At 41.4% G+C, this 11,377-nt stretch carries 11 protein-coding genes; 5 read left to right on the forward strand and 6 right to left on the reverse strand.

Annotated elements, in window-relative coordinates:
• Nucleotides 1-144: 144 nt before the first annotated feature.
• Nucleotides 145-843, reverse strand: coding sequence for a hypothetical protein (locus tag GSF04_RS01315; RefSeq protein ID WP_211857215.1), 699 nt, complete (start codon nt 841-843; stop codon nt 145-147).
• Nucleotides 844-1,173: 330 nt separating this feature from the next.
• Between GSF04_RS01315 and GSF04_RS01320 the strand changes: the two genes are divergently transcribed.
• A complete protein-coding gene (locus GSF04_RS01320) occupies nt 1,174-1,782 on the forward strand; it encodes a hypothetical protein (RefSeq protein ID WP_039494960.1) in 609 nt (202 codons plus the stop codon).
• On the opposite strand, the gene GSF04_RS01325 is transcribed toward GSF04_RS01320, so the two are convergent.
• The gene (locus tag GSF04_RS01325) at nt 1,783-2,589 is read right to left on the reverse strand and encodes an aminotransferase class IV (protein WP_211857217.1); all 807 of its coding nucleotides are present in this window, start codon (nt 2,587-2,589) and stop codon (nt 1,783-1,785) included.
• Nucleotides 2,590-2,696: 107 nt separating this feature from the next.
• Here GSF04_RS01325 and GSF04_RS01330 point away from each other — a divergent pair, with 107 nt between their 5' ends.
• Nucleotides 2,697-3,620, forward strand: a complete 924-nt coding sequence (locus GSF04_RS01330; RefSeq protein WP_211857219.1) for a LysR family transcriptional regulator — start codon at nt 2,697-2,699, stop codon at nt 3,618-3,620.
• Here GSF04_RS01330 and GSF04_RS01335 read toward each other — a convergent pair.
• From GSF04_RS01335 to GSF04_RS01350, 4 genes are all read right to left on the reverse strand, one after another.
• Nucleotides 3,585-4,205: a LysE family translocator gene (locus GSF04_RS01335; protein WP_039494952.1), complete on the reverse strand. Its 621-nt coding sequence runs from the start codon at nt 4,203-4,205 to the stop codon at nt 3,585-3,587. The two genes, GSF04_RS01330 and GSF04_RS01335, sit on opposite strands and share 36 nt — an antisense overlap.
• A gap of 105 nt (nt 4,206-4,310) precedes the next feature.
• Nucleotides 4,311-5,924, reverse strand: a complete 1,614-nt coding sequence (locus GSF04_RS01340; RefSeq protein ID WP_211857221.1) for a PepSY-associated TM helix domain-containing protein — start codon at nt 5,922-5,924, stop codon at nt 4,311-4,313.
• Nucleotides 5,921-6,241, reverse strand: coding sequence for a hypothetical protein (locus GSF04_RS01345; protein ID WP_010377819.1), 321 nt, complete (start codon nt 6,239-6,241; stop codon nt 5,921-5,923). The genes GSF04_RS01340 and GSF04_RS01345 overlap by 4 nt, the downstream gene beginning before the upstream one ends.
• Complete coding sequence (locus GSF04_RS01350; protein WP_249122378.1) at nt 6,238-6,489, reverse strand: hypothetical protein; 252 nt, start codon at nt 6,487-6,489, stop codon at nt 6,238-6,240. The genes GSF04_RS01345 and GSF04_RS01350 overlap by 4 nt, the downstream gene beginning before the upstream one ends.
• A 524-nt stretch (nt 6,490-7,013) precedes the next feature.
• Between GSF04_RS01350 and GSF04_RS01355 the strand changes: the two genes are divergently transcribed.
• From GSF04_RS01355 to GSF04_RS01365, 3 genes are all read left to right on the forward strand, one after another.
• Nucleotides 7,014-7,763, forward strand: a complete 750-nt coding sequence (locus GSF04_RS01355) for a transporter substrate-binding domain-containing protein (protein ID WP_130127350.1) — start codon at nt 7,014-7,016, stop codon at nt 7,761-7,763.
• A gap of 115 nt (nt 7,764-7,878) precedes the next feature.
• Nucleotides 7,879-10,029, forward strand: coding sequence for a DUF6351 family protein (locus GSF04_RS01360; RefSeq protein WP_211857225.1), 2,151 nt, complete (start codon nt 7,879-7,881; stop codon nt 10,027-10,029).
• A 555-nt stretch (nt 10,030-10,584) separates the two neighbouring features.
• Complete coding sequence (locus tag GSF04_RS01365) at nt 10,585-11,376, forward strand: hypothetical protein (protein WP_211857226.1); 792 nt, start codon at nt 10,585-10,587, stop codon at nt 11,374-11,376.
• Nucleotide 11,377 lies beyond the last annotated feature (1 nt).

The following is an 11,377-nucleotide window of genomic DNA, read 5'->3' on the forward strand; positions in this document are numbered from 1 at the left end:
TTGACGACCGTCTTTTTTCCCACAAAGCGCATGTCAGTAAAGACTAGCCCCGTTCTTTTTAAACGGTTAGATTCGGGTATGGGCTACTACATTTTATACCTGGTAAAAAGTGCAAATCCCAGCAAACAATAATGGTCACGGCAATCAAGTCGCGCCAGTTACTGGCATATCCGAATCAAAGCCAACACTGGTAAACAGGCTATCTAATTCAAGCTCAAAATCTTTGCGATTTACATCCAACGCTTTTAATGTTGTTCCACCAAGTAACGCCTCTTGGCCCTTCTCTAGGCGTGCATGTAAACTTGCAATTACTGCACGAATGCGATCTCTATCTTGCTGCGCCAATGCTTTTTGACTTTCAGTTTCATGGTCAAGCTTTGCTAACATTTCCAGCCGCTCAGAGAGCTCCTTGTACGCTAAAAAATCTAGCTCTAAATTTTTAAACAGTAATTGCTGCGCTTGATCTTTACTGCTGATATCAACCTTTACAGGCCTTGTCATCATATCAGCCAACAAGGCTCGGAGCTTTTCGTAAGCAGCCTCATCTTGAGAGGCGATGCTTGTAAGGTCGAATAGAACTTCGTGATCCGCAAATTGGAACTGCAGTAACGCTTCATTTTTGTCATGTTGCGACGTTTCGCTAGACGAGCTACTGCTCATGGCATTCATAAAGTTTTGTTTAAAGGTGTGAGCACGTCCCCCACCAGCAGCAAGGTGATTGTCATTTGCTGTAAGCTGATTATGAGCGCTCGGGATCACTAATTTCTCTCGCTCTACAGGTGAAAAGTTCAGTGAAGTAGGCTCAATCAGCGATACTTGATGTCCAGTTAAAAGCGTTGGCATTGGGCAAGTCTAAAAAACAATCTCGGTGCTAGACCTTTGCAAGCATTATTCCAAATAAATATTTTCAACAATCAGCCGATGAATTGATATCAATAGCCACTGAACACGGAAATATTTCATTTTCTTAAATAACTCGTACAGCTTCATGGGCAATTCATTGCCGCTTAGGTACGTTAGGTTGCCCTATTTGAAGGCTAAATGGCAACAAGTCTACTGCTGAACAAATTGCAAAGCCGTACTTAAAAAAGAAACGCCGCAATAGCAACAAAAGCGGAATTTGGTATAAACCTTGCTGTATAAATATCAACCACCCAATGGATGTGCTTAATCATGAAATTAACGAAGGAAGAATTACAATTCATTAACCGAACCCTAGCCGGTAATCGCGTTACAGGCTCGCTATTGCCGGAAGCTAGGGATCAAAAACAGCAAACGCACAGTGAGATTAAAAAGTTACTTGCGAGTATTTCAAATAGTTCTCAGTTTAGTCTCGTTGCCAAAAATGCCAACGAGCAGGTCGAGTTTCCACTTAGCGACCTATCGGCATTGATGGAGATTTTAGACAACAACTTAGAAGCACCTAATATTGTGGAAGCCGCTAACTCTAGTGCACCGCGAAGCTGGCGTACCTGCCCATCAACGCCGGTCAGGTTTAGATTGTCCCCTCAAATGATGCCGTTTAACATGGTCTCCATATCCCAATCCGGTGGACTGATTAATACTTTTCCCTACCAAGCAAATGCAATCCAAATTAATGTGATCAGTCGGATCGCTAAATTATATCTTGCCGACCCTATTCCACTGTTCGCAAACGTCCACTCAATAAAAGTGGCAAGCCCATTGGAGCTCGCCGTATCCTTTGCAATGAATAAAACCGATAACGAAAAACTCAAAGCATTTATTCTTCATAACTACATACAGCGCAAAGGGTTAGATTAGTTAGACCAAGCTAGTCACAGGCGCCTTATCGTGTAACGTTCGTAGTAATGTATAAAAGTCTTGGTTTAGATTTAGCTGTATACCATCAAGCGCAGCAACCGGAACACAGGGTGTCCAAGAGTTGAGCAGTGCAAGCCCCTCTAGCTGAGCTATTTCACTGATTGAAATATCAACACTTCTTTGCTTTATACCGGTTTGATGCGCCATTGCTTCTATTGTTTGCATCATAGTACCGTGTAATTTGGCTCCTTTTGGCCATACTAACCCTTCGCCATCCCAGCCAACAAGATTCCAAATACTGCCTTCCAATACTCGATTGTCATGAACGAAAAGTGCGTCGTCAAACCCAGCTTTGTTTGCTTCACGCAAAAAATAAGTTTTTGCGATTTCACCTACATGTTTAATGTCAGCAAGTGGGCGCTGATAATCATAAGATTTAAGGCTCATCGTCCCCGCTGGACCATCATATGCAGCACTTGTTTTAATCATAATATTGAGATCCGCATCTTTTGATTTTTGCGTAAATTCACCATCTGAACTAAATACCGTGATTAAGATTGAGCCATCCTTTGGGGCTTCCTTTACCGCAGCTTGTAGCTGCTCTACCACATCAGTCTCTTTCAACTCCATTGAAAATATTTTTTGTGAAGCTTGCCGTAACCTTGCAATATGAAACTCAAATCCTTTTACTCCATATTCTCGCATTTGCATTGCAGTAAAATGTGCATGCCCTGCAAATGCCAGATTTTCTAACTCCTCTATTTTCACTACATTACCATTGATAAAAGTAGAAAACTTATCTTTCATTTCACTAGTCCAAATACCTCTGTGTGGTATTATTCTCTCGAAACTAGGGGGTTTTGAAAAACGAATAGTTTTTTCAAACACTACAAATTTAATTTGCAGGGTATTAAATGAAGTACTTAAGTGGTTCTCTCTTACAAATCTTAGATGCAAGCTTGCGGCTTAACAACTTTTCAAAAGTAGCAGAAGAACTTGGACTTACACCTGCAGCCGTGAGCTACCAAGTTAGACAACTTGAAAGTCGACTTGGTTTTTTGTTATTTACACGACAAAGTGGAGGTCTTGAAGTGACCAAAGAAGGGCAACTCATTTGCCAACAAGCTTCTAAGTCGCTTACACAAATGCACTCGGCAATAGCGCAAGCAAAGCAGCTCAACCAAGGTAATAAAACATTACGCATTACCGCCAGTACGCGCTTTGCCACTCAACTACTGTTACCTAATTTAGCTCGTTTTAAATCATCAAACCCTGATATCGACATTGAAATCGATATTTCGGATAAAATACGACCATTGGTACAGAGCGACTTTGATATTGCGATACGCTTTTGTGATGGTGTGTTGGAAGGAGCTGTTGAAATAAAAAAATTGATGAGTACCAGCCTTATCGCCGTCTGCAGCAAGGCTTTTTGGCAACAGCATCAAGCCTTGTTGGAAAATCCTAAAACATTTCCTCAATTTTTGTTGTGTTCAGTTAAGTGTCGCGTCGGTTCTTTAGAGTGGCCTAGTTGGTCAACTTGGTACGAAAGCATCACCAACAACGAGCTCAGCAGTTTTGAACAAATTTCGTTCGATGAAATGACACAAGTGATCCAGTATATACAAGATGAGAATGCAATTGGCCTAGTTGAGCCTAAACTGGCTACTAGAGAAATTTCTAGTGGTCGATTAGTTCAGCTTGATAAGCGCGAACTGGCGATCCCCGCTCCCTATGCATATTATGCGATCATCCCTGATGGGCGCAAAGATAGAGCGCCGACCAAGAAGTGCTTACAATGGCTACAAGGATTGGTAAATCACTCGCATGGCGAGTAGTAAAAAGGCACAGCCCAGTATTTTATCAATCACAGCACGTTTGGCCGTTAAATCGAATTTATCTCTTGCTGAAGCACTCAAAATTGAGACAATAAAATACCACAGCGCATCTATCGTTAGCACGGTGATACACATGATAAAACCTACCGTTAATGTCATCTTTTCTGGGTCGATAAACTGCGAAAAGAGCGCAACGAAGAAAATAGCTAACTTCGGATTCAAAAATGCAATTGCAAAACCATCCTGCGCAGCTTTGGCATACGACGTTGCTGCTTGAGACTGTGATACCGCCAACCCTTGGCTCTTACTCATTAAGATTTTTATCCCCATCCATGCCAAGTAGGCTGCACCACCGTAAACCAAAAATTGGTATACAATCGGAAATTGATGAATAAGCCCTGACAACCCTAAAATTGCTAGGCTGGCATAAATTCCAACTCCCAAACCATGCGCAAGGCTTGCGACAATACCGTGTTTGGCACTATGAAATAGGCTATAACGCAAGACAACCGCTAAACTTGGGCCTGGTGACATCGCACCAAAAGCACAAATAGCAGCAAGACTTAACCAGGCTGTAAGCTCCATAATTTTTCCGTAGAGAATTGCAAAACGAGTAGGATAACAGATTTGAAAAAAATAGATGACACTTTGTAAGTAAAAAGGAGCTACCAGCCCCTTTCTACGTGTTTTTTATACAGACTGCGTTTGTAATTCACATTCGGTTTTATGCTGACCAATAAACCAAATGCTGTTGGCTTCGCCATAGTAAGCTCTATGCTTTGTCTTATCTGCCATTCGCCAAAAAATAACACCTAGGATCATAGCAGTTAACTCCAAACCAATAGAAGGCCAAGCTGTCGCTGGCCAAATGCCAAGACTTGGGATTGCAAACGCAATGACTGAAGTCAGTGGCAACGAGAAGCACAAAATGGCAATCGCCCTTTGTGACCAAATTGCCGTTTTACTCATACCGATAACGAATGCCGCAATCAAGGTAAACCCAAAACACAGATAATAGACCCACATATACACAACATTGATGTTTATTGTGGTCAACGCTGTCCATTTTGTTAGGGCAAACGCCGCGGCTACACCCAATAATGAGCCCATTGCCACGCCAATAGTTAATTTACCCATCACTCGGCTTGATTTTGATTGCTCTGGCTGTTTTTGCTTACGGCGCTTCTCAAGCCACAATAAGTTACCGGTATAAAACAGCACTGCACCTAAAATCCCCATAATAAAATAAGCCCAGCGTCCAAATTCACCACCGTAACTCCCAAAGTGAAGACCGAATAACGTGGTAACCACCGCCCCCCAGATACCTTGATCGCCATTCATGACACTGCTTGTAGAAATCTCAAACGTATAAGGATTCATAAACAAGAAGTCAGTTTTAGGTCCGCGCATTAAGTGCTCATCGCTTACGAGTTGTATAGAAGCTGAAGGTCCTTTGCTATTTAAGCGACTGAGGGTAATTTCTTTAATTTGATGTTCAGGTGCATAAGCACGTGCCTTTTCCATGATTTCTTCAATGCTGGGTAAGTTCTCAACTTTAAACTCAACCGCTGACGGCGCTTCACGCCCAAATAGTGGTTTATCACCGTAAAGTTTGCCTAGACCATCGTATAAGAAATCATGAAATGCGAATACGATCACTGTAATCGCGATAATAATATGAAACGGTAGGCTGGTGATCCCAATTAAGTTATGCGTGTCTAACCAAAAACGGCTAGCCCCTTTTTTGTCTCTTAACGCAAAGAAGCTCTTCACTAGGGTTGGCAATAAGAAGATCACCCCTGATACCAATGCTACGAAATACAAGATTGCAGCTACTCCAAGTACATAAACTCCAGCTTGGTCATGACCGATTTCACCCGCAATACCTGCGCTGCGGTGAAGGTAATCAACCAATGACGACAGCTCATTGATATAGCTGGTGTGGGCTTCAAGCTCACCGGACTCATTCAAGGTGCCATGCCATAGCTGCTTATCTAAGCTTAACCCTCTCGCATTACCTTGTTGGTACCACGTAATGGGAGATTGTCCTTCCTCAAAACTGACTCTAATCCCGTTTTGTGACTCTGGATATTGTACGAAAGCACGTCGGAGCAACTCATCGTACTGGGTGGTTTCTACTTGCGACAATTGATGAGATGGGGGAGTCGCCCATTTATCGATACTGCTTGCAAACATCGTAATAGCACCGGCAAAGAATCCGATAAACAGCAGCAATCCTGTGGTGATCCCCGTCCAAGTATGAACGCTCTGGTAAATCCTTAAAATATCAGCGCGGATCTTCATGCCATCCCTCTTACAAAATACAATAATACATACACAACGATATTCGCCCCACCCAACCAAAGTACTGCTTGTTTATAATTTTTAAACATAAATACAAAGCTTAAAATTAACAACCAAATAGGTGAAACCATCCACATATTGAACTGGGTGCGCCAACTGTGCTTCTCGACACTTATAGTTTGAGTTAGGCCGTCGCTACCAAGCCAAGCGAAAAGGCCAACTAGACCAAAACTCAACGCTAGGCCTAAAATAATGCCTGCTAGCGTTTTACCTAACCAATCGGGTTGAACCTTTTCGGCTTGCGACAACCGACTCATTGTGATTTCCTAAAAAGTATTAAAATGGTGAAGGGAATAAGCGCGGTAAGCACCATGACACCGATAAGCCAACCAAATACGACCGCTGCACCTGAAAAAAGCTGCAATGCTAAAATCACGCCGCTCGCTAATAAAACATATCCGCCGATTCTGGCACTATTCGGCAAACGTTGCTTCAGCAAGCGCTGATTTTTATTGGTGCTATAAATCAGAATAATTGCAACACTTAAAAGAACAACAAAAGACACACTTAGCAAAGTAAAACTCCGTTTCACATAAAAATATAAAATTAAGGGCTGGTTAAGATTATAACGAACGTTAAAATTTCAGCAACACAAAAAATAACTCATATGATAATCATTTCTATTAGAAAGATTATTTGAATTGCTTTCTTAGGTAATGACAATGATCTGGCAAGCCAATCATTGATGCTTCTGAACTTCGGAGTTACGGTTACATAAAAATATACAAGTATTAATAACAATTTGTCTTAATACCAGCTCAATTTTGAAAGTACAAATCTGACACTAGCGGCATTAGAAATTTCTTTTATAACAACTAAATAGAAAAATTCTTCGCCTTACCGACATGGACGTCGATACCTTGGCGTGAGCATGTGGTAGCGGTGTAATCGACAAGATTTTCTCGCCTCAAAATAGCTCACTAAATTAAGCGCCTAATTATCTTAGAAACGCCCATAATATGTTCTTTTGTTGCGCTTTTTCCAATCTATCATTACGCTTAGAGAAGGTAATTTAGGATAAACGCACCGATGCACATTGTTCTCTTATTGCTACTCGCCCTACTTGGTACCAACGCGCTGGCAAAAACGGATAGTCGTGCGGTACATATTTGCTTTGAACGGTGGTGGCCTTATAGCTTTGTTAACGAGCAAAAACAAGTTCGAGGCATAGAGGTTGATATAATTAAATCAGCACTTATTGGCACTCCCTATCGAGTGACATTTCATGAACTTCCTTATCGTCGCTGTTTAGCAGGCGTTGCCGATGGTACATTTGATTTTACCTTACATGTAGATGAGGCCGATGGTTTTCCAATTATTGATGTGTCATTCACCACCTGGCTGCTTTCTCTTGCGGTAAAACAAGGTCGCTTCAGCAGCCCTGATGACTTTTATCAACTTGCCGCCCCAAGAGTCATGATCTCAGAGGATTACAGCTACCCGGAAGCGGCAGTACAAGGGCTGAAAAAAATCAACGCAGCCATTGTAAGACGTTCCTTTTATGAGCAAAATCATGATGACGGCAAAAAGTTTTTTAGCGTACTCAATAACAACAGAGTTGATGCAATTTTAGTCGATAAAGTGTGGGCTTTAGAGATGATCCGCCGCCATCAACTTGAAGTCACTTTTCTACCACGTCCATTTCATGCTGAGCAGCAATTTATGGGGTACAACATCGCTAACCAAGCGATGGCGAAGCGTATCGAGGCGCTCTTAGAAAAAATTCCGGAAAAAAGAATTAAAGCTATTGAGATTAAATACTTAGGCGATGATTTTTAATTCCTAACGCAATAATTTCATGTTCAAATAACAAACAAATAACCACACTAGGATGATCTAGTCCTACACTTATAATATCCGTTTATCCTTTTGCCTAGCACTCGAAGGAGCTCATATGAAATCCTTATTTTCTTGGCTTACCGCATTATTATCTTTGATTATTCTTGGCGCTTGTGGTTATTGGTTTTGGCTAACGAGTGAGCAAGAAGAAATATACAGCGTAGAAAAAATAGCAAACAGCGAAGGTAACCTTATTCTTGAGTTTTATCCGCATATTTCAAAAGTTACAAGGCCCGTCGATACCTTCGTATTTCCGATTGCAATAGGAAGTATTGGTCCTAATACCAACCTATACTCTGGCCCTAACCAATATCCTTTTTACTGTATGACCCTGGACTCAGGTCTTGGTCAGCCAGAGATAGATAACCACGCGGGACTCGGTGTGCCGGTAATGGATGAGCAATCAAACCAGGTACTTGGTTTTAGTAAAGATTGCATGGCAAAAACACGGTTACGCTACTTTGAAATAACCTCTGACAATCAAATCAAGCCGTTAGACAAGGGAAATAAAACGATAGACACAAACTTGCTGTTACGCGTTGAGCAAGGCACCATAAATCGCTTCATTTACACCATAGTAATGCCAATCACAGTTGGCGAAATGGGTGATAGACAGGCAAAGTCTCAATGGAATAACCGACTTATCTACCAATTTAATGGTGGTTCTGGGATTGGCTTTAGACAAGGCAGGCAAAAACCGGAGCGTGTGATAGATAGACAGCTTGAGCAGTTAAAGCTTGGCTACGCTGTTATAAGCTCTAGTGGCAATAAAACTAGCTACACCTACAACATGTTACTGGCCGAAGACACCGCAAGACGGGTGAAAAAGCAATTCACGAGTTTGTACGGAGATCCGCTCTATACGGTCGGAATTGGCGGCTCTGGCGGTGGACTCGCACAATATTTGATTGCACAAAATAGCCAAGGGATCTTAGATGGCCTTATTCCACTTTATAGTTACCCTGATATGATCACCCAAACCACTTACGCGTTAGATTGTGATTTACTAAATAACTACTTTACTTTTAGAGCTAATGACAGAAAAGCATGGCGTGATTGGACCCGCCGCCGTCATATTGAAGGCATGAATGCAATTAACGACTTTCCGCAAAGGGCTGGTTTTTTGCAACCACTCAACCAATTAATGTCAGGATTTGTGCCCTCCTTTCCTGATGGCAATAGTGAATGTATTAATGGCTACTTTGGATTATCTACTTTTATTAATAACCCGAGGCAAGGGTTTTTAAGAGCCTTTTTTGAGGATGAGGTAGTAGAGAGAACAAACTGGAGTTACTGGCAGGACATGGCCAACGTATTTGGCACAGACCAATCTGGCTTAGGGTTAAGCACTTGGGATAACGAAGGCGTTCAATACGGACTAGAAGCATTAAAGGCTCAGCAGATCACGATGGCTGAATTTATTGATCTCAACAAAAAAATAGGCGGATGGAAACCCCAAAACCAAATGCAACAAGAAGAAATTGTATTACCGTTTGGCCACAAAGTACCTATTTGGCTCACTCTTTGGGGCAATCATAATATCACCACGCCAGATGATAATGGTATAGCACCAAGGCACAGCGGCAGCCTTGCGGCGATGGAAAAAGCATATCGCTCTGGACAGGTATTTATTGGTAAAGTTGATATTCCCATCATTGACGCCAGACATTATCTTGAGAATGAGCTAGATATGCATCATATGTCTGCTTCATTTTATACTCGATTGAGAATGTCCGCCGCAGATTCAAACCCAGAGAATCAAGTGATTTGGGTTGCACATCAAGCATTTAATCCAACTCAACTCGCATTTGAAAAAATGGATGAATGGTTACTCAACCTCAAAGCACAGCCAAATTTATCTGTTGCAGAAGCAAAACCGAAGACACTTGCTGATACGTGTTTCGACGAACAAGGTCAAGTCATCGACAGCGGCAAAGCGGTGTTTAATGGTATCTGGAATAACCAGCCGCAAGGAACCTGTACCGCCAGATATCCGATGTTTTCTACCAGCAGAATTCAAGCCGGTGCAAACTGGGCTGGTGATATATTTAAGTGTCATAAAATATCGATTGAAGAGGCGCTTGCCAAAGGGGTTTACGGGGATGTAGATATCTCAACACAACTCACCACACTTAAACAAATTTATCCAAAAGGCGTATGCGATTATAGTCAGTCCGATATGGGTAGACCGCAAGATCTTGATTGATTTCATCTAGGAGGTAACGTAGCTTTGATACCTTGTGCAGTTATGCTGGTATTACTCTCAGTTCGCACGTTTTGGCAATGGCGTTCAGGCACTCTTACTCGCTGATTTGAAGGTAAAAAAGCAGTGCTGTTCGGTTTTAAATCTGGCTAACTAACAAACACTGGCGTCATTGCGAGTAACCGAAAAGATCACCCTATTTTGCTGCCAACTTATAATCTAGGGGATAAAGTAGAAGGAAATTCTCTTTCTAAGTAACCTGAGGTTTGGATAATTACAGAAGCGAATTGGGTCAAGTCGGTGGTCATGTAGTAGGCTAGTATCATCGAGTCTCAGCTTACTGAGCTGAGACTCTGAAAAAACCTGCTGGATTTACACCGCATTTGCACATACAACTACCATTAAAACTTACTAATTCTCCATATATCTCAGACATATAGTATTGCTTTTAATTACTCTACAACATAATATGTTACTACATTGTTGCAATCTATTACTCGCTCATTTCGCACCATACCGTTAATTAAGCGCACGCGCTAACAAAACTAGAAGAAAAAAATGTCTGCTAAATACCAACCTTTGCCCACTGACTTTGACGCACTAGCCAAAGAAGCTTACAAAACATTCAGCAAACGCATAGCTATATATCACCAATTACACAAGTTGACTCGTCGGCTGGCTGCCACTTCCACCATATTCATTATCCCAAGTTTTATTTACTTTTTATCTTCACTTGACGTATTTTCGAGTACATCTTTTGAAAACATCAGCGATATAGGCGAGACCGCTATAATAGGCTTAGATGCAGATAGTTTCTTAAGCTTGTGGCCAGCTATTTTAATCTGTGCGTTTTCATTTTTCTTCATGCTTATTTGGGTAAGAGCGCTAGTAACGGCTAAAATGGCAGCACAGAATGGAAAAAGCTCTAGAAGCATAGAAAATGCAGAAAATGCAAGAAAAAATGAATCGTACATCAAAATTATAATAAAAGATTTCTATCAATTTTATTATCTAATTACCATACTTGCACTCACTACGCTCATCTTTATCGATTTTAAAACATTGGCTCCCTACTACTTTATTTTAGGCTCCACCATTTTCATTGTGAGTTATTCTGTAAATCGCAAATTTGGCTATACCCGTGCTTGGTCGAGAAATAGGCTCTACGCCGAGCGACTGCATGTGATTGTCGCTCGCCATAAGTCAGGTGTGATCTTTAGAGATAAGGCAATGGAAGAGCTACTTAAACTAATAGAGCAATACGAAATACAAACGCATCAAGATATTGTTAACGACTATATCCGTTATGGTGACTCTGCATTAAGTTCATTGAAAGGGTTAAGGAAGTAAA

The sequence above is a fragment of the Pseudoalteromonas sp. A22 genome (genome assembly GCF_018141345.1).
Classification (GTDB): Bacteria; Pseudomonadota; Gammaproteobacteria; order Enterobacterales; family Alteromonadaceae; genus Pseudoalteromonas; species Pseudoalteromonas maricaloris.

Excerpts from the sequence above, each read along its gene's own strand:
- GSF04_RS01360 (WP_211857225.1), top strand. The coding sequence starts at position 7,879 with ATGAAATCCTTATTTTCTTGGCTTACCGCATTATTATCTTTGATTATT.
- GSF04_RS01340 (WP_211857221.1), bottom strand. The coding sequence starts at position 5,924 with ATGAAGATCCGCGCTGATATTTTAAGGATTTACCAGAGCGTTCATACT.
- GSF04_RS01320 (WP_039494960.1), top strand. The coding sequence starts at position 1,174 with ATGAAATTAACGAAGGAAGAATTACAATTCATTAACCGAACCCTAGCC.
- GSF04_RS01315 (WP_211857215.1), bottom strand. The coding sequence starts at position 843 with ATGCCAACGCTTTTAACTGGACATCAAGTATCGCTGATTGAGCCTACT.
- GSF04_RS01325 (WP_211857217.1), bottom strand. The coding sequence starts at position 2,589 with ATGAAAGATAAGTTTTCTACTTTTATCAATGGTAATGTAGTGAAAATA.
- GSF04_RS01335 (WP_039494952.1), bottom strand. The coding sequence starts at position 4,205 with ATGGAGCTTACAGCCTGGTTAAGTCTTGCTGCTATTTGTGCTTTTGGT.
- GSF04_RS01330 (WP_211857219.1), top strand. The coding sequence starts at position 2,697 with ATGAAGTACTTAAGTGGTTCTCTCTTACAAATCTTAGATGCAAGCTTG.
- GSF04_RS01355 (WP_130127350.1), top strand. The coding sequence starts at position 7,014 with ATGCACATTGTTCTCTTATTGCTACTCGCCCTACTTGGTACCAACGCG.
- GSF04_RS01345 (WP_010377819.1), bottom strand. The coding sequence starts at position 6,241 with ATGAGTCGGTTGTCGCAAGCCGAAAAGGTTCAACCCGATTGGTTAGGT.
- GSF04_RS01365 (WP_211857226.1), top strand. The coding sequence starts at position 10,585 with ATGTCTGCTAAATACCAACCTTTGCCCACTGACTTTGACGCACTAGCC.